This window comes from Nocardiopsis eucommiae (genome assembly GCF_965344335.1).
Taxonomy (GTDB): Bacteria; Actinomycetota; Actinomycetes; order Streptosporangiales; family Streptosporangiaceae; genus Nocardiopsis; species Nocardiopsis eucommiae.
In genome coordinates this window covers 162,944-180,846 of the sequence record NZ_CBDRIY010000005.1, presented here as the reverse complement: position 1 = coordinate 180,846, position 17,903 = coordinate 162,944, and the positions used below count along the sequence as shown (strand labels likewise).

Sequence of the window (17,903 nt, the reverse complement as noted above, 5' to 3'; positions counted from 1 at the left end):
CCCCCCCCCCCCCCCCCCCCCCCCCCCCCCCCCCCCGCCGTCGTGTCCGCTCAGTGCGGGACGTGTTCCCCGAGCGGGAACTCGTAGGCCCGCCGCATCCCGGGTGGGGTCCCGACGAGGGAGGAGAGCCGGGTGAGGCCGCGCAGGACCCATGAGCGCGCCCTCAGCCCGGTCGGGCCGGTGTCCGGTGCGACCAGCCCGGTGTTCGTGCCGCCCATGGCCAGGTTGGGGTCGACGAACGGGCGCATCGCCCGCTCGTAGGCGGGGAGGGCGACCCGGTGGTCGCCGCGCGCCCGGACGATCGCGCCGCCGAGGACGCACGCCCCCACCAGGGCGAGGGTGCTTCCCTGGCCGGTCATCGGGTCGGGGCAGTAGCCTGCGTCCCCGAGCAGGGCCACCCGGCCCCGGGTCCAGGTGTCCATGCGGATCTGCGCGCTGGGTGCCACGTGCACCGCCGGGGCCTCGTCCATGGCCGCCAGGGCACGATCCGTCGCCGCGCCGTCGCCCGCGAAGCGCTCCCGCAGCGACCTCCGGTGCGTCTCGGGGTCGGTCACGGGTGCGCGGTCCCGGGTGAGGACCGTGCACTCCTCGCGCGCGGGGTCGGGCAGGGGTGCGAGCAGAAGTCCCCGCCCGGATCGGACGTGTCCGACGACGTGGTCGGAGGGGGTCCGGTGACGGTCGACGTCGAAGAGGACCAGGTTGGTGCCCAGGTACCGCCGGAAGCTCCGGACCGAAAACCAGGGAGCGGAGGTGGGAGTGCGTGCCGTCCGCGCCCACGACGAGGTCGAAGACGCGCGGCTCCCGGTTCAGGAAGCTCACGGTGACGCCGTCGTCGGACTCGTGGAGGGCGGTCACGGAGTCGTCGAACAGGTACTCGGCGTCATCGCGGACGTGCCGGTGGAGCGCCGCGCACAGGTCCCCCCTGCGGAGCACGAGCCCGGGCTCCCCGGAGACGAGGGTGGACACTCCGGGGATCACCGCTCCCCGGCCTCCCCCGTAGTCGAGGCGGATCCCTTCGGGCGAGGGGACGCCCAGTCCCCGGAGCTCGTCCAGGAGGCCCATGCGGCGCAGGGCCCCGACTCCGGGCCCCTCGATCTGGAGGCGGTGACCGCCGTCCCGCACCGCCGGTGCCCGTTCCACGACGGTCGGACGCATGCCGTGTCGGCGCAGCCAGTACGCCAGCGCGGGTCCGGCGATGCCTCCGCCGGAGACGAGGACGCGTACTGGGGTCATGTCGGCCTCCTGAGGACGAGTTCGGTGGTTTGATTGTACGTACGTTCAAATCACTGTCAACGTCTCCTCCGAGGGCACGGCACGGTCCCGACCTTCGGGCCGGGGGTCACGTCACGGAGAGTGGGCCGTCCGACGGGTGGCGTCGGTCGCGGACCCCTCCGGCCCCCAAACGTTGCCGTTTCGATCCCGTAGGCCGCGTTCGTCCCCTTCCGGGCGCACAAGAATCAGGACATGGTTCTCAGCAAGCTCCTCGGCCGGAGCGATGATCAGGTCGTGCGCAGACACGGCCTCACCCACGGCGACGTCGCCTCGGGGCTGGCCCTCCTGTCCGTGGACGACCCCCAGCTGCGCGCCATGCGCCTCCACCTGCTCTCCAAGGAGGGGACGGCGCTCCTCGGCACCCTGGAGGCCGGGATGGACCAGCCGGATCCGGAACCGGACCTGCTCATGTGGGCGGGCGTCACACGGATCAGGGCCGCCTGGGCGATCCGCTCGGGCCGGTGGGCCAAGGACGTCGGGCACGACCGCTTCGAGCGCTTCCGGGAGACGCTGGCCCCGGCCTTCGAGCCGCTCGCGTACGCGGCCCGGATGAGCCTGACCCCCACCGCGCTCGACCAGCTCCAGTGGTTCGGGCTCGGGTCCGGCATGGCACGCGAGGAGCTGGACCACCTTTGGGAGCGGATCGTCGCGCTCGACCCGCGCCACCACGCCTCCCTGGAGTCCCGGCTCCAGGTGCTGAGCCGGAAGTGGTCGGGCTCGGAGGAGCAGATGTTCGCCTTCGCGCGGGAGGTGGTCCGGGAGGCCCCCGCCGGGGACCGCTCCCTGGTCCTGGTCCCCCAGGCCCACTACGAGAAGGCCCTCTACTGGATCAGGGAGCAGGAGGCCGAGACCGTCGGCGAGACGCGCGACCTGCTCACGATCCACTACACGGAGACGGCCGTGACGGCGGAGATCGTCGCGGCGGCCGACCGCTGGCTGGAGGGCGATCCGGACTACCCCCTGGTGGCCCGCGACGCGCACGCCTTCGGCTCCGCGCTCGCTCTGTGCTTCGAGGACGAGCGCGCGGCGGCCGTCCTCGAACGGGCCGGGACCGTCGTCCCCCACGGCCAGGGCAACCTGTGGGGCCACATGGCCCGGAACCCGGCGGCCGAGTACGCGCGCACCCGGAGGAGGCTGGGCGTCCCGCTGCCCGCCGTCTGAGCCCCCGCGCCCGGTCCGCCCACACACACGCACGCGGGCCCCGCCGGGAACCGTGGTTCCGGGCGGGGCCCGCGACGTGTTCCGGAGCGGATCAGCCGGAGCGCTCCACCACGTAGTCGCACAGGGACAGGAAGGCGTCCCGCGCCGGGATGTCCGGCAGGGTGGACAGTTCCGCGCGGGCCTTCTCGGCCCAGCCGCGCAGTGTCGCGTCGGCCTCGGCCATCGCCGGGTGCGGACGCAGCAGGCCCAGGGCCTCCTCCGCCTCGGCGTCGCCCAGCGGGCGGCCCAGCAGCGACTTCAGCCGCTCGTCGGCCGGGTCCCGCGAGCGCATCGCGTAGAACATCGGCAGCGTCAGCACGCCCTCGCGCAGGTCCGTTCCGGGGACCTTGCCCGAGTCGGCGCTCTCGCTGGCCACGTCCAGGATGTCGTCGGCCAGCTGGAACGCCATGCCCAGGGCGTCGCAGGCGCGGGTCAGGGTGCCCACCGTCTCCGGGTCGACCTTGCCGAACATGCCGCCGAACTCGGCCGACGAGGCGATCAGCGACGCCGTCTTGTCGTCGATGACGTTGAGGTAGTGGTCGAGCGGGTCGATGCCGTCGCGCGGCCCCGAGGTCTCCAGGATCTGCCCCTGGACCAGGCGCGCGAAGGTCTCGGCCTGGAGCCGGACCGCCTCGGTGCCCAGGTCCGCGAGCATGGTGGAGGCCTTGGCGAACACGTAGTCGCCGGTGAGGATCGCGATGGTGTTGCCCCAGCGCTGGTTGGCACTGGGCTCGCCCCGCCGCAGCTCCGCCTCGTCCATCACGTCGTCGTGGTAGAGGGTGGCCACGTGGGTCAGCTCGACCACCGCCGCCGCCGGGATGAGGTCGGGGACCCGGGGGTCACCGAAGTGCGCCGCGAGCAGCACCAGCATGGCGCGGAAGCGCTTGCCTCCGGCGGCCAGCAGGTGGGAGGCGGCCTCGGTCAGCATGGGGTCGCTGGACCGCACCGACTCCCTCAGCAGCTCCTCGACCTTCTCCAGGTCGTCCTGGACCTCCCGGGCGAGGGACGGGTCGACTCTCGGCAGAGCGAGAAAACCGCTCGGGACAGCACCGCTCACCGTAAAGCTCCACCTGTTGAACGGGCGTGCTGGTGGCCCCCTCGGGAGGAGGCCACCACACGCTCAGCACATGAACATGATCCGACTTGCCACGGTATCCGACCCGGAATGAAGGTCCAAAGCCACACCCGGGTCGGCACTCACTCGTCGGCGGATACCTCCGTGACCTGGTCGACCATCACCGCGGCCGGTTCCTGACCCGGTTCACCGGACGGCAGGAGCGTGTCAAGGAAGGCACCCGGGAGGATTCCGAGCGCGAGGGTCGCCGCCACACCCACGGTGATCACACTTCCGGTGAGCACTCCGGCACGGGCCACCGTCGGACCCTCGCCCTCGGATTCCCGGAAGAACATCACAACGATGATCCGCACGTAGAAGTACGCGGTGACGGCGCTGCTGAGCACGCCGATGACGACCAGCGGCGTCGCCCCGGCCGCGACGGCCGCCTCGAACACCGCGAACTTGCCGATGAAGCCGCTGGTCAGCGGGATACCCGCGAAGGCCAGCAGGAACAGCGACAGCGCCAGGGCCAGCCCCGGCGAACGGCGCCCGAGCCCCGCCCAGCGGTCGAGGTCCCCGAGCTCCTGTCCGCCGTCCCTGGTGCGCACCAGGGTGACGACGGCGAACGCGCCCAGCGTGGTGAACCCGTAGGCGGCCAGGTAGAACATGGCGCCCGCGAGGCCCTCGACGCTGCCCGCGACCACGGCGGTGAGGATGAACCCGGCGTGCACCACCGAGGAGTAGGCCAGCAGCCGCTTGACGTCCCGCTGGGTGACGGCCACGATCGCGGCGACGACCATCGTCAGGATGGCCACCGTCCACAGCATCGGCTCCCAGATCGCCGCCGAGGTGCCGAACGGCACGAAGAACACCCGCAGCAGGGCGCCGAAGGCGGCGACCAGCGTGCAGGAGGCCATCAGCGCGGTGATCGGGGTCGGCGCTCCCTGGTAGACGTCCGGCTTCCAGTTGTGGAAGGGCACGGCGCCGACCTTGAAGAGCAGGCCGATCGCGACCAGGCCCACGCCCATGAGCAGCAGCGGCTCGCCGTTGCCGTCCTGGAAGATCTCGGCCCCGCCGGACTCCACCGCCTGACGGATCACGCCGAAGTTCACCGAGCCCGCGTAGCCGTAGACCATGGCGATGCCGAACAGGAAGAACGCCGAGGAGAACGCGCCGAGCAGGAAGTACTTGACCGCGGCCTCCTGCGAGAACAGGCGCCTCCTGCGGGCCAGCCCGCAGAGCAGGTACAGCGGGAGGCTCATGACCTCCAGGGCGATGAACATGACCAGGAAGTCGTTCGAGGCCGGGAACATCAGCATGCCCAGCACCGCGAACAGCACCAGCGGGTACACCTCGGTGTGCTGCGAGCCCGCGAGGATGTGCGTGCGCTCCTCCTCGCTGCCCGGGACCGTGGCGGCCTGGGCCGAGAACGCGTCCCGGCCGTCCCGCCGCTCGGCGATCAGCATGAGGCTGATCAGGGCCAGCACGGTGATGGTGCCCTGGAAGAAGAGCACCGTCCGGTCCACGGCCAGCACGCCGTTGGCGATGGTGGTGCCGTCACCGACCGCCTCCACCTGGAGGACCAGCAGGAGGAACGTGCCCAGCAGCGCGGCCGCCGCCAGGGCGATCTGCGCGGTGCGCCGGGACCCCTTGGGCCAGAAGGCCTCCAGGAGCACGCCCAGCACACCGGCGCCGAACAGCACCAGGAACGGTGCGAGCAGCCACCAGTCCAGGACCGGTGGAGCCTCGGTGACTCCGTGGAGCGCCGGGGGCGCCCCGTCCGCGAGGTTGAGGGGGATCACTCCTCGTCTCCTTCCGCGTCGCCGTCCGCGACCGCCACCTCGTCGGCCGGGGCCTCCACGGTGCGTTCGACGGCGGGGTTGATCACGTTGAGCAGGGGCTGCGGGTAGACGCCGAACGCGATGATCAGGGCGATCAGCGGGGCGACCGCCCAGGTCTCACGACCGGACAGGTCCGGCAGCGCCGACAGCTTCTCCGGGGTGGGGCCGGTCATCGTGCGCTGGTACATCCACAGGATGTAGAGCGCGGCGAGGACCACGCCGAGCGCGGCGATGACCGCCGGGACCGGACTGAAGGCGTACACGCCGACGAACACCAGGAACTCGCTGACGAAGGGGGCCAGGCCCGGCAGAGCCAGACCGGCCAGACCCGCGATCAGGAAGACCCCGGCCAGCTTGGGCGCGACCTTCTGGACGCCCCCGTAGTCCTCGATCCTCGCGCTGCCCCGGCGGGCGATGAGGAAGCCCACGATCAGGAAGAGCGCGCCGGTGGCGAACCCGTGGTTGACCATGTAGAGGGCGGCCCCGGCCTGGGCCTGTTCGGTCAGGGCGAAGATGCCCAGGGTGATGAAGCCGAAGTGGGACACCGAGGTGTAGGCGACCAGGCGCATCATGTCGCTCTGGCCGATCGCGAGGATCGCACCGTAGAAGATGCTGACCAGGCTGAGCGCGACCACGGGCCACACGAACCACGAGACGGCGGCGGGGAACATCTCCAGGCAGTACCGGAGCATCCCGTAGGTGCCGACCTTGTCCAGCACGCCGACCAGCAGGACGGCGGTGCCGGGGCTGGACGACCCGGCGGCGCTGGGCAGCCAGGTGTGCACGGGCCACATCGGGGCCTTGATCGCGAAGGCGATGAAGAACCCGAGGAAGAGCCAGCGCGCGGTGGCCGGGTCGACGGCCGCGAGGGCGCCGCCCGGGTCGGTGAGCTCCGTCCACAGGAAGGTGCCGCCGATGACGTACACGCCGATCACCGCGACCAGCATGATGAGGCCACCGGCGAGGCTGTACAGCAGGAACTTCATGGCCGCCTTGGCGCGGTCGGCGCCGCGTCCGTAGCGCCCGATCATGAAGTAGACCGGGATGAGCATGGCCTCGAAGAACACGTAGAACAGGAAGACGTCGGTGGCGGCGAAGACACCGATCATCATCGCCTCGAGCGCGAGGATGAGCGCGAAGTAGCCGCGCCCGCCGTCGTCCCGGTCGTCGTGTTCCCGCCAGGCGGCCAGGACCACCAGCGGTACGAGGATCACGGACATCAGGATCAGCACGAGGGCGATGCCGTCGACGCCGACCGCGAAGTGGACCCCGAAGTAGGGGATCCAGGGGTAGACCTCCTCGAACTGGAGGCCCCCCGCCCCGGAGGTGTCGAAGTTCAGGGCCATCGCCACGACCAGCAGCAGGGTCGCGACGGAGAAGCCCAGGGCCAGGCGCTTGGCGGGCTCGGCCGAGGCCGCCCCGCCCGTCGCGGGACGGACCTTGGTGGCGGTGGCCGTGCCGGAGGCCGACCCGGCGCCGGCCGAGGCCGTGGCACCGCCCGACGCCGCCGGGGCCTTGACGCGCGGCAGCGCCCAGATGACGGCCGCGCCGATCGCTGGGAGCGCGATCGCGAGAGTGAGCCAGGGGAGCATTTAGAACCTCACAACCAGCGTCGCGGCGACGATCACGGCGCCGAGGAGCATGGTGAGCGCGTAGGTGCGGGCGAACCCGGTCTGTGTCCGGCCGAGTCCGGTGGAGGAGTCTCCGACCCCGGCACCGAGCCCGTTGACCGCGCCGTCGATGACCTTGTCCTCGATGACGACCAGCGCCTTCGTGAGCACCTGGCCGGGTCGCATGAACAGGCCCTCGTTGATCTCGTTGCCGTACAGCTCGTTGCGGGCCGCGTCGGTGACGAGGTTGCCCTGGGGCGCGGTGCGCGCCACGGGCTTGCGCAGGTACATGAACCAGGCCAGGGCGACGCCCAGGACCAGCACGACCAGGGCGGCGATGCCGTAGGGCGCGGTGAAGGCGTGGCCCACGGTGAAGTGGTGCGGCTCGGCGCCGATGGCCGGGGCGAGGAAGCCCGCGAACCGGTCGCCGAAGACCAGGAAGGCGCCGAGGGCGACCGACCCGATCGACAGCACCACCATGGGTGCGGTCATGCTCACCGGCGACTCGTGCGGGTGCACGCCCTCGTCCCAGCGCTTCTCGCCGAGGAAGGTCATGAAGACCATCCGCGACATGTAGAAGGCGGTGAGCGCGGCGCCCGCGATGATCGCGGTGCCGAAGACCGCCCCGGCGGTCCCGCCGATACCGAAGGCGGCGGAGATGATGCTCTCCTTGGTCCACCAGCCGGACAGGAACGGGACCCCGATGATGGCGAGGTAGCCCAGGCCGAAGGTGGCGAAGGTGATCGGCATCTTCGACGCCAGGCCGCCGTACCGGCGCATGTCGACGCCGTCGTTCATGCCGTGCATGACCGAACCGGCGCCCAGGAACAGCCCGGCCTTGAAGAAGCCGTGCGTGATCAGGTGGGCGATGGCGGCGACGTAGCCGACCGGGCCGAGCCCGGCGGCCAGCACCATCATGCCGATCTGGCTCATGGTGGAACCGGCCAGGGACTTCTTGATGTCGTCCTTGGCCGAGGCGATCAGGCCGCCCGCGATCATGGTGGCGGCGCCGACCGTCATGACGACCGTCTGCGCCACCGGGGCGCCCTCGAAGATCGGCCCGGCGCGCACGATCAGGTACACGCCCGCCGTGACCATGGTGGCGGCGTGGATGAGCGCCGACACCGGGGTCGGGCCCTCCATGGCGTCCAGCAACCACGCCTGGAGCGGGAGCTGCGCGGACTTGCCGCAGGCGCCCAGGAGCAGGAGCAGGCCGATCGCGAGGAGGACGCCGTCGCTGGCGCCCGGGACCGCGGCGAAGACGTCGCTGAAGCTGACCGCGCCGAGCACGGTGAACATCACCATGATCGCCACGAGCAGGCCGACGTCACCGACCCGGTTGATCAGGAACGCCTTCTTGGCCGCGGTGGCCGCCGTGGGCTTGTACTGCCAGAACCCGATGAGCAGGTAGGACGCGAGGCCCACACCCTCCCAGCCGAGGAAGAGCAGCACGAAGTTGTCCGCGAGGACCAGCACGAGCATGGCCGCGACGAACAGGTTGAGGTAGGCGAAGAACCGCCGCCGGGCCGGGTCGTCGGCCATGTAGCCGAGCGAGTAGACGTGGATGAGCGAGCCCACGAAGGTGATCAGCAGGACGAAGCTGATCGAGAGCGGGTCCACCAGGAGGTTGATCCGGGCGGAGAAGTCACCCGCCGCGAACCACTCGTAGACCGGTACGGAGACGGAGCGCTCGGCCGCGTTCCGGCCGAGGAGGTCGAACAGGGCGAGGACCGCCCAGACGAAGGAGCCGATCGGCAGGGCGGTGGCCAGCAGCGGCCCCCACCCGTTGGTGCGCCGCCCGCCCAGCAGCAGGATCGCCGCGCCCACGAGTGGCAGGGCGATCAGCAGCCAGGCGTTCGACAGCACCGCGCTGTCGGCCGTGGTCGCCACCACGGGATCGGCGGCGAGGTACGCGTGATGTTGTGTCACTGCCACGTCGCCTTCTAGTGCTTGAGCAGGTTCGCGTCATCGAGCGACGCCGACCTGCGGGTTCGGAAGATCTGCATGATGATCGCGAGGCCCACGACCACCTCGGCGGCGGCCACGACCATCACGAAGAAGGCGACGACCTGCCCCTCGATGTCCCCGTGCATCCGGGCGAACGCGACGAACGCCAGGTTGCAGGCGTTGAGCATGAGCTCCACGCACATGAAGACGATGATCGCGTTGCGTCGGACGAGGACGCCGACCGCGCCGATGGTGAACAGAAGCGCCGCGAGGACGATGTAGTTCATCGGGTCCACGAGGACTCGACCTCCTGTCCGTTGCCGTTGCCGTTCTCTTCGCCGTCGGTGGCGGCGGCCGAGCCGTCCTCACCGTGGTCGGCGGGGTCCTCGTCCTGGTCGGCGGTGATCCCGCCCTCCTTGGAGTCGGCCGAGTCGGACCCCCCGCCGGGGAGCGCGTCCCGCCCGGACCGGACGTCCATCGGGACACCCGACTGGTACTCGGGGTCACGCGCGGCCAGGACCGGGTTGAGCGAGAGCTTCGAGACCGTGCCGTCGGGCAGCAGCGCGGGCATGTCGATCGCGTTGTGCCGGGCGTAGGTGCCGGGTCCGGGCAGCGGGGTGGGGTGGTCGCCCCTGATGCGGTCCTCGGAGATCTCCCGCTGGGTGCGGCGCCTGCCCGTGCGGGCGGTGTGCGCGAGCACCATGGCGCCGAGCACCGAGGTGACAAGCAGCGCGGCGGTGGCCTCGAAGGCCACCACGTAGCGCAGCAGGAGTTCGCTGGCGATCCACGGGATGGTGCCGCCGACCGGGGTGGCGGCGGCCGCGATCCCGGCCGGGTCGCCCACGACGATCCGGGTGATCCCGGTGGTCAGGGCGCCGACGAAGCAGATCGCCACGATCGCGGTCATGAGCCGCTGTCCGCGCAGGGTCTCCACGAGGGAGTCGGCGGAGCTGACGCCCACGAGCATCAGGACGAACAGGAACAGCATCAGCACGGCGCCGGTGTAGACGACGATCTGCACGACCATGAGGAACGGGGCCTCGTTGATGCCGTAGAAGATCGCCAGGCCGACCATGGCCAGCGCCATCGACATGGCCGAGTGCACGGCCTTGCGGGAGAAGACCACGCCGAGTGCCCCGAGCACGACGATCGTGCCCAGGACCCAGAAGACCGTGGCCTCACCGGAGCCGATGGGCGCCGACGCGGCGAGGTGCTGCGCGGGGGTGTCGGGGGTGAGCGGGTTCAACGGACCGCCCCCGTGTTCTCCGGCCGGTCCTGGGTCCCGTGCTCACCGCGCCCGGTGGCGTAGTAGTCGTGGTCGGTGTCACCGAGGCGCATCGGGTGGGGCGGCTGCTCCATGCCCTCGCGCAGCGGGGCCAGCAGCTGCTCCTTGGTCCAGATCAGGCTCTGCCTGTTGTCGTCGGCCAGCTCGTACTCGTTGGTCATGGTGAGGGCCCGTGTCGGGCAGGCCTCCACGCACAGACCGCACAGGATGCACCGCAGGTAGTTGATCTGGTAGACGCGCCCGTACCGCTCACCGGGCGAGTACCGGTCGTCCTCGGTGTTGTCTCCCGCCTCCACGTAGATGGCGTCGGCCGGGCAGGCCCAGGCGCACAGTTCGCACCCGATGCACTTCTCCAGGCCGTCGGCCCACCGGTTCAGCTGGTGCCGTCCGTGGAAGCGCGGCGCCGTGGGGCGCTTGACCTCCGGGTACTCGACGGTGGGCACCTTCTTGAACATCGTGTGGAAGGTGACACCGAAACCCTTGACGGGGTTGAGCCACTCAAGCACCGGTAACCTCCCCCTTCTTCTGGTTGCGTTCGGCGGTGGCGGCCGTGGCCGTCCGCGACGGTTCGGCGAGCACGCTGCTGCCGTAGTGGGCGGCGGTGCTCGGGGGCACCGGGAACCCGCCGAAGGAGGGTTCCTTGTGGGCGCGGCGCGCGTTCTCGGCGCGCTGGCGGGCCTCCTCCGCGCGCTCGCGGCGCACGAAGCGGACCCAGGCGGCGATGGCCGCGACGGTGGCGACGGTGAAGCCCGCGACCACGGCGGCGATCACCAGCGGGTGCGCGTCGTCGATGACGAGCATGCGGACGACGGCCACGCCGGTGATCCACACGAGCTGGATCGGGATGAGGACCTTCCAGCCGAGCTTCATGAGCTGGTCGTACCGGACGCGCGGGAGGCTGCCGCGGGCCCAGATGAACAGGAACATGACGGCGACGAACTTGAGCAGCCACCACAGGGCGGGCCACCAGCCCTCGTTGGCGCCGGGCAGGATCGCGGTGACCCCGGGCGGGGCGTACCAGCCGCCGAGGAAGAGCGTCACGGACACGGCCGCGACGGTGCACATGTTCACGTACTCCGCGAGGAAGAACATCGTGAACTTCATGGACCCGTACTCGGTCATGAAGCCGCCGACGATCTCGCCCTCGCCCTCCGCCAGGTCGAACGGGAGACGGTTGGTCTCACCGACCATGGTGACGATGTAGATGAGGAAGGAGGGCAGGAGCAGCACCGCGAACCACAGGTTCTCCTGGGCCGCGACGATGCCGGAGGTGGTGAGCGTGCCCGCCATGATGAAGACCGCGACGAACGACAGGCCCATCGCGATCTCGTAGCTGATCACCTGCGCGGAGGCGCGCAGGCCGCCGAGCAGGGCGTACGGCGACTGGGAGGCCCAGCCGCCGAGCACGAACCCGTAGACGCCGAGCGCGGCGGTGGCCAGGACCAGCAGCGCGGCGATCGGCAGGTCGGTGAGCTGGAGCGGGGTCATGACCCCGAACAGGTTCACCTCGGGCCCGATCGGGATGACCGAGAAGGCGAGGAACGCGGGGATCGCGGCGATCATCGGCGCCGCGATGTACACGAACCGGTCCACCCCTCGCGGGATCAGGTCCTCCTTGAGGGAGAGCTTGATGCCGTCGAACAGGGACTGGAGGAGGCCGAAGGGGCCCATCCGGTTGGGTCCGTGGCGCTGCTGCATCCGGCCCATGACCTTGCGGTCGGCCATGATCATCATGAGCACGCAGATCATCAGGAAGACGAAGATCGCGAGCGCCTTGATGGTGGTGATCCACCACGGGTCGTTCCCGAAGGCGCTCAGGGTGCTCTCCGAGGCCAGTACGGCCGCGCGCGGATCGAGAGCGGCGGGGGTCACTGCTGCCTCCCGTTGGTGGTGGGCGCGGCCAGGATGACCGTCTGCCCGGCGGTGCCGCCCAGGTCACGGCGGATGTCGCAGCCGTGGGCGTTGGCCGGAAGCCAGACGACCCGGTCCGCGATGTCGGTGACGACCACGGGGACGGTCACCGAACCCCGCTCCCCCGTGACGCGGAGGGATCCGCCGTCGGGGACCCCGACCTCGTCGGCCGTGGCCTTGGACAGGTAGGCGCGCGGCTGGCGGGCGGTACCGGCGAGGTAGGGCTCGCCGTCCTCCATCCGGCCGGTCCCCAGGAGCTGCCGCCACGTGGACAGCAGGGCCTGCCCCGGGGCGGGTGAGACGGGCTCGGCCGGTCGGACGGAGGGTCCGGCGGGCCGGTCCCCCACCCACACGCCCAGCTCCAGGAGCTCGTCGTAGGCGCCGGCGGCGTCCGGCAGACCCAGGTGGACGTCCATCGCGTTGGCGATCGCGGACAGCACCCGCAGGTCGGAGAGGGCCCCGGGCACCTTGAGCGCGTCACCGAAGGGCCGGTGGCGGCCCTCCCAGTTGACGAAGGTGCCGGACTTCTCCGCGACGGCGGCCACGGGCAGCACCACGTCGGCGCGGTCCGTGACGTCGCTGGCGCGCAGTTCGAGGCTGAGCACGAACGGCACCCTCGCCAGGGCCTCGCGTGCGGCGTCCGGGTCGGGCAGGTCGTCCAGCTCGACCCCGGCGACGACCAGGGCGTCCAGCTCACCTGCGGCGGCCGCCGCGATGATCGCGTCGGTGTCGCGGCCGGGGGTCTCCGGCAGCGACCCGACGTTCCAGGCGCGGGCCACCTCGGCGCGGGCCGAGTCGTCGGAGACCGGGCGTCCGCCGGGCAGCAGACCCGGCAGCGCCCCGGCGTCGATCGCGCCCCGCTCACCGGCACGGCGCGGCACCCAGGCAAGCCGGGCCCCCGTGCGCCTGGCCAGCGCGGCGGCGGCGGTGAGGGCTCCGGGGACGGCGGCGAGCCGTTCCCCGACCAGGATGACGGCGCCCTCCTGGCCGATCGCCTCGACCACCTCGGGGTGTTCGGAGTCCAGGGCGTTGAGGGCGCGGGCCTCGTCGCCGGGGACGGTCCGGACCAGGGTGCCCGAGGTCTTGGTGAGGCCCAGGCTGGCGTGCGAGGCGATCGAGTAGACCTTCAGGCCCCGCTTGCGCGATCCCTTGCGCAGACGCAGGAACGTGGAGGGCGACTCGTCCTCGGGCTCGAACCCGGCCAGCAGGACGGCGGGCGCCTTCTCCAGCGCGGTGAAGTCGACGTCCACCGGGGTCCCCGCCACGTGGGCCGCCAGGAAGTCGGCCTCCTCGGCGGAGTGCTCGCGGGCGCGGGCGTCCACGTCGTTGGTGCCCAGTGCCACGCGGGCGAACTTGGCGTAGGCGTAGGCGTCCTCGTAGGTCAGGCGTCCGCCGACCAGCACGCCCACCCTGCCCCGAGCCGCGCCCAGACCCTGGGCGGCGAGGCTGATCGCCTCGGGCCAGGAGGCGAACTCCAGGGCCCGGGACTCCTCGTCGCGGACCAGAGGGCGGGAGAGGCGGTCGGACCGGGTGGCGTAGGTGAACGCCCACCGGCCCTTGTCGCAGTTCCACTCCTCGTTGACCTGCGGGTCGTCCCCGGCCAGACGGCGGGTGACCTTGCCCCGGCGGTGGTCGGTGCGCTGGGCGCAGCCGCCCGCGCAGTGCTCGCACACGCTCGGGGTGGAGACCAGGTCGAAGGGGCGCGACCGGAACCGGTAGGCCGATCCGGTGAGCGCGCCCACCGGGCAGATCTGCACGGTGTTGCCGGAGAAGTAGGAGTCGAAAGCCTCCCCCTCGGCGACGCCAACCTGCTCCTGGGCACCCCGCTCCATCAGCTCGATGAGCGGGTCGCCCGCGATCTGCGCCGCGAAGCGGGTGCAGCGGGCGCACTGGATACAGCGTTCACGGTCCAGCAGCACCCCGGTGGAGAGCGCGATCGGCTTGGGGAAGGTCCGCTTGACGTCGACGAACTCGGTCTCCCCCTGACCCGTGGACATGGCCTGGTTCTGGAGGGGGCACTCGCCGCCCTTGTCGCAGACCGGGCAGTCCAGCGGGTGGTTGATCAGGAGGAACTCCATGATCCCGCGCTGCGCCCGCTCCGCCACCTCGGAGGTGAGGTGGGTGTTGACCACCATCCCCTCCATGACGGTGATGGTGCAGGAGGCCTGCGGCTTGGGCATCCCGCGCCCGTTGCCCATGTCGGGGATCTCCACCAGGCACTGGCGGCAGGCCCCCACCGGGTCGAGCAGCGGGTGGTCGCAGAACCGGGGGATCTGGATGCCGAGCAGCTCGGCGGCCCGGATCAGCAGGGTGCCCTTGGGGACGCGGATCTGGAAACCGTCGATGGTGACGGTGATCAGGTCCTCCGGGGGCGGGGCGGGCGAGGACCCGCCTGAGGTGTTGGAGGTGACGGTCACCGGTTCCCTCCCTCTTCCGTGGTCGGCCGGTCCGCCCAGAGGGTGGACCTGGAGTGGTCGAAGGGGCAGCCGCCCTTCTCGAAGTGGTCGACGTACTCCTGGCGGAAGTGCTTGATCGACGACATGACGGGGCTGGTGGCACCGTCGCCCAGCGCGCAGAAGGAGCGGCCGAGCAGGTTGTCGCAGATCTGGAGGAGCTTGTCGATGTCGGCCTCGGTGCCCTCGCCGCGCTCCAGACGGTCCAGGACCTGGACCATCCAGAAGTTGCCCTCGCGGCAGGGCGTGCACTTGCCGCAGGACTCGTGGGCGTAGAAGGCGATCCACCGGCCGACGGCGCGGACCACGCAGGTGGTCTCGTCGAAGATCTGGAGGGCGCGGGTGCCGAGCATGGACCCGGCGGCGCCCACCGACTCGAAGTCGAGCGGGGTGTCCAGGTGCTCCTCGGTGAAGATGGGCGTGGAGGAGCCGCCCGGGGTCCAGAACTTGAGCCGGTGCCCCTCGCGGATCCCGCCCGCCATGTCCAGGAGCTCGCGCAGGGTGATCCCGAGCGGCGCCTCGTACTGGCCGGGGTTGGTGACGTGCCCGGACAGGGAGAAGAAGCCGAACCCGGCGGACTTCTCGGTGCCCATGGACGTGAACCACTCGGCGCCGTTGGCGACGATCCCGGGGACGCTGGCGATGGACTCGACGTTGTTCACCACGGTGGGCGAGGCGTAGAGCCCGGCCACGGCGGGGAACGGCGGCTTGAGCCGGGGCTGGCCCCGGTAGCCCTCCAGGGAGTCCAGGAGGGCGGTCTCCTCGCCGCAGATGTAGGCGCCCGCCCCGGAGTGCACGACGACGTCGAGGTCGAAGCCGCTGCCGAGGACGTCCTTGCCGAGCAGCCCGGCCTCGTAGGCGTCGGCCACCGCCTGGCGGAGGCGGCGGACGACGTGGACGACCTCGCCGCGCACGTAGATGAAGGCCTGCTGGGACCTGATCGCGTACGCGGCGATCGCCACACCCTCCACCAGCACGTGGGGGTTGGCGAGCATGAGCGGGATGTCCTTGCAGGTGCCCGGCTCGGACTCGTCGGCGTTGACGACGAGGTAGCGCGGGTTGGGGTTGTCCTTGGGCAGGAACCCCCACTTCATCCCGGTGGGGAAGCCCGCGCCGCCACGGCCGCGCAGGCCGGACTGCTTGACCAGGTCCACGATGGAGTCGGGGTCCATGGTCAGCGCCCTGCGCAGCGCCTCGTAGCCGCCGGTGGCCCGGTAGCCGTCGATCGTGAAGGAGTCGGGACGGTCCCAGTTCCTGGACAGGATCGGGGTCAGGGTGGTCACTTGGCGCCCTCCTCACCCTGGTCGGGACGGGTCGGGAGGTTGTTCGGGTCCGGCGCGGTCCAGCCGTTGCGGTCCGCGATCCGGAGCCCGGCCAGCGAGGGACCGGCCGCCTGGACGCCCTCGCCCGCGCGACCGTCGTCGAACCCGGCCAGCACGCGCGAGGCCTGCTTCCAGGTGCACAGGCTGGCGGGGCCGCGCGTGGGCGCGACGTCCGCGCCCAGACGCAGGTCGTCCACCAGCTGCTTGGCGGTGGCCGGGGTCTGGTTGTCGAAGAACTCCCAGTTGACCATCACGACCGGCGCGAAGTCACAGGCCGCGTTGCACTCGACGTGCTCCAGCGTGACCTTCCCGTCGCCGGTGGTCTCCCCGTTGGCGAGGTCCAGGTGCTCCTTGAGGGCGGAGAAGATCTCGTCTCCGCCCATCACCGCGCACAGGGTGTTGGTGCACACGCCCACCTGGTAGTCGCCGCCGGGGTCGCGGCGGTACATCGTGTAGAACGTGGCGACCGCCTTGACCTCGGCCAGCGTGATGCCGAGCTGGTCGGCGCAGAACCGCATGCCCTCCGCGCTGACGTGCCCCTCCTCCGACTGCACCAGGTGCAGCAGAGGGAGCAGCGCCGAACGCGGCTTCGGGTAACGGCTGACGATCTCCTTGGCGTCCTGTTCCAGGCGCGCCACGACCTCGTCGGTGAAGACCTCGGGGATCTCCACGGGGTTGTTCTCGTTGGACTCGCTCACCGGTCCACGCCTCCCATCACCGGGTCGATACTGGCCACGGCCGCGATGACGTCCGCCACCGTCCCGCCCTCGCACATGGCGGCGACGGCCTGGAGGTGGGTGAACGAGGGGTCGCGGAAGTGCACGCGGTAGGGGCGGGTGCCCCCGTCGCTGACCGCGTAGCAGCCGAGCTCGCCCTTGGCGCTCTCCACCGCCGCGTAGGCCTGGCCCGCGGGGACCCGGAAGCCCTCGGTGACCAGCTTGAAGTGGTGGATCAGCGCCTCCATCGAGCCGCTCATGATGTGCGCGATGTGGTCCGGGGAGTTGCCCATGCCGTCCGGGCCGAGCGCCAGCTTGGCGGGCCAGCCGATCTTGGCGTCCTCGATCATCACCGGGCCGGGCTGGAGCTTGTCCAGGCACTGCTCGATGATCCTGAGGCTCTCCTCCATCTCGGCGATGCGCACCCGGTAGCGGGCGTACACGTCGCCGCCGTCGGAGACCGGGACGTCGAACTCGTAGTCCTCGTAGCCGCAGTACGGCTTGGCCTTGCGCAGGTCCCAGGCCAGGCCCGAGGCGCGCACCAGCGGGCCGGTGACGCCGAGCGCCATGCAGCCGGGCAGGTTCAGGTACGCGACGTCCTTGGTCCGGGCCAGGTAGACGGGGTTCTCGTCCAGGAGCTTGCGCATGGTCTGGATGCGCTTGGGCATCTCCTTGAGCAGCTCCCGGACCTTGCCCACGGCGCCGGGCGGCAGGTCCTGCGCCACCCCGCCGGGCCGGACGTAGGCGTGGTTCATCCTCAGGCCCGTGACGAGCTCGAAGATGTCCAGGATCATCTCGCGCTCGCGGAAGCCGTTGGTCATGACCGTGGTGGCGCCCAGCTCCATGCCGAACGTCGCCATGGCCACGAAGTGCGAGGCCATCCGGTTGAGCTCCATGAGCAGAACGCGGATGACGCTGGCGCGCTCGGGCACCCGGTCAGTGATGTCGAGCAGCTTCTCGACCGCCAGGCAGTACGCCGTCTCGTTGAAGAGCGGCGTGAGGTAGTCCATGCGGGTCACGAACGTGGTGCCCTGCGTCCACGTCCGGTACTCCATGTTCTTCTCGATGCCGGTGTGCAGGTAGCCGATGGCCACGCGGGCCTCGGTACAGGTCTCGCCGTCGAGGGTGAGGATCAGCCGGAGCACGCCGTGGGTGGACGGGTGCTGGGGTCCCATGTTGACGACCAGGCGTTCGGCGCTGGTGCCCTGGGCCTTCTCGATGACGTCGTCCCAGTCCCCACCGGAGGCGTCGATGTAGTCCTCGGTGACGGTCATGCCGTGCCTCCCTTC

General features: G+C 71.0%; 14 protein-coding genes and 1 pseudogene. 1 reads left to right on the top strand and 14 read right to left on the bottom strand.

Going from position 1 to position 17,903, the window contains the following annotated elements:
• Positions 1–50 precede the first annotated feature (50 nt).
• Together ACRWK8_RS05150 and ACRWK8_RS05145 are read right to left on the bottom strand one after the other, a co-directional pair.
• Complete coding sequence (locus ACRWK8_RS05150) at positions 51–608, bottom strand: Rossmann-fold NAD(P)-binding domain-containing protein (protein ID WP_431868644.1); 558 nt, start codon at positions 606–608, stop codon at positions 51–53.
• 193 nt (positions 609–801) lie between these two features.
• Positions 802–1,233 (bottom strand): annotated as a pseudogene (locus tag ACRWK8_RS05145) (FAD-dependent monooxygenase); the annotation flags it as partial.
• 231 nt (positions 1,234–1,464) lie between these two features.
• Here ACRWK8_RS05145 and ACRWK8_RS05140 point away from each other — a divergent pair.
• Positions 1,465–2,433, top strand: coding sequence for a hypothetical protein (locus ACRWK8_RS05140; protein WP_431868633.1), 969 nt, complete (start codon positions 1,465–1,467; stop codon positions 2,431–2,433).
• A 91-nt stretch (positions 2,434–2,524) separates the two neighbouring features.
• On the opposite strand, the gene ACRWK8_RS05135 is transcribed toward ACRWK8_RS05140, so the two are convergent.
• The 12 genes from ACRWK8_RS05135 to ACRWK8_RS05080 form a co-directional block, all read right to left on the bottom strand.
• Entirely contained in the window at positions 2,525–3,529 is a 1,005-nt protein-coding gene (locus ACRWK8_RS05135) for a polyprenyl synthetase family protein (RefSeq protein WP_378738660.1), read from the bottom strand.
• A 140-nt stretch (positions 3,530–3,669) separates the two neighbouring features.
• Complete coding sequence (nuoN, locus tag ACRWK8_RS05130; RefSeq protein ID WP_378738662.1) at positions 3,670–5,331, bottom strand: NADH-quinone oxidoreductase subunit NuoN; 1,662 nt, start codon at positions 5,329–5,331, stop codon at positions 3,670–3,672.
• On the bottom strand, positions 5,328–6,962 hold the full coding sequence (locus tag ACRWK8_RS05125) for an NADH-quinone oxidoreductase subunit M (protein ID WP_378738664.1): 1,635 nt from the start codon (positions 6,960–6,962) through the stop codon (positions 5,328–5,330). Before ACRWK8_RS05125 ends, nuoN begins: the two co-directional genes overlap by 4 nt.
• Positions 6,963–8,909, bottom strand: a complete 1,947-nt coding sequence (gene nuoL / locus ACRWK8_RS05120; RefSeq protein WP_431868642.1) for an NADH-quinone oxidoreductase subunit L — start codon at positions 8,907–8,909, stop codon at positions 6,963–6,965.
• 14 nt (positions 8,910–8,923) lie between these two features.
• On the bottom strand, positions 8,924–9,223 hold the full coding sequence (gene nuoK, locus ACRWK8_RS05115; protein WP_017543069.1) for an NADH-quinone oxidoreductase subunit NuoK: 300 nt from the start codon (positions 9,221–9,223) through the stop codon (positions 8,924–8,926).
• Complete coding sequence (locus tag ACRWK8_RS05110) at positions 9,211–10,173, bottom strand: NADH-quinone oxidoreductase subunit J (RefSeq protein ID WP_378738669.1); 963 nt, start codon at positions 10,171–10,173, stop codon at positions 9,211–9,213. Before ACRWK8_RS05110 ends, nuoK begins: the two co-directional genes overlap by 13 nt.
• Positions 10,170–10,718 (bottom strand): NADH-quinone oxidoreductase subunit NuoI, encoded by a 549-nt coding sequence (gene nuoI / locus ACRWK8_RS05105; protein ID WP_378738672.1) that lies wholly within the window; start codon positions 10,716–10,718, stop codon positions 10,170–10,172. The genes ACRWK8_RS05110 and nuoI overlap by 4 nt, the downstream gene beginning before the upstream one ends.
• Positions 10,711–12,084 (bottom strand): NADH-quinone oxidoreductase subunit NuoH, encoded by a 1,374-nt coding sequence (nuoH, locus tag ACRWK8_RS05100; RefSeq protein WP_378738674.1) that lies wholly within the window; start codon positions 12,082–12,084, stop codon positions 10,711–10,713. Before nuoH ends, nuoI begins: the two co-directional genes overlap by 8 nt.
• Positions 12,081–14,540, bottom strand: coding sequence for an NADH-quinone oxidoreductase subunit G (locus tag ACRWK8_RS05095; protein ID WP_378738677.1), 2,460 nt, complete (start codon positions 14,538–14,540; stop codon positions 12,081–12,083). The genes nuoH and ACRWK8_RS05095 overlap by 4 nt, the downstream gene beginning before the upstream one ends.
• Complete coding sequence (gene nuoF, locus ACRWK8_RS05090) at positions 14,537–15,859, bottom strand: NADH-quinone oxidoreductase subunit NuoF (protein WP_378738680.1); 1,323 nt, start codon at positions 15,857–15,859, stop codon at positions 14,537–14,539. The genes ACRWK8_RS05095 and nuoF overlap by 4 nt, the downstream gene beginning before the upstream one ends.
• Entirely contained in the window at positions 15,856–16,596 is a 741-nt protein-coding gene (gene nuoE, locus ACRWK8_RS05085; protein ID WP_378738682.1) for an NADH-quinone oxidoreductase subunit NuoE, read from the bottom strand. Before nuoE ends, nuoF begins: the two co-directional genes overlap by 4 nt.
• On the bottom strand, positions 16,593–17,888 hold the full coding sequence (locus ACRWK8_RS05080) for an NADH-quinone oxidoreductase subunit D (protein WP_378738684.1): 1,296 nt from the start codon (positions 17,886–17,888) through the stop codon (positions 16,593–16,595). The genes nuoE and ACRWK8_RS05080 overlap by 4 nt, the downstream gene beginning before the upstream one ends.
• Positions 17,889–17,903: the final 15 nt, after the last annotated feature.

What these genes read in the sequence shown, in the direction of transcription:
- ACRWK8_RS05125 (WP_378738664.1), bottom strand. Translation starts at nt 6,962, where the DNA reads ATGCTCCCCTGGCTCACTCTCGCGATCGCGCTCCCAGCGATCGGCGCG.
- ACRWK8_RS05080 (WP_378738684.1), bottom strand. Translation starts at nt 17,888, where the DNA reads ATGACCGTCACCGAGGACTACATCGACGCCTCCGGTGGGGACTGGGAC.
- ACRWK8_RS05140 (WP_431868633.1), top strand. Translation starts at nt 1,465, where the DNA reads ATGGTTCTCAGCAAGCTCCTCGGCCGGAGCGATGATCAGGTCGTGCGC.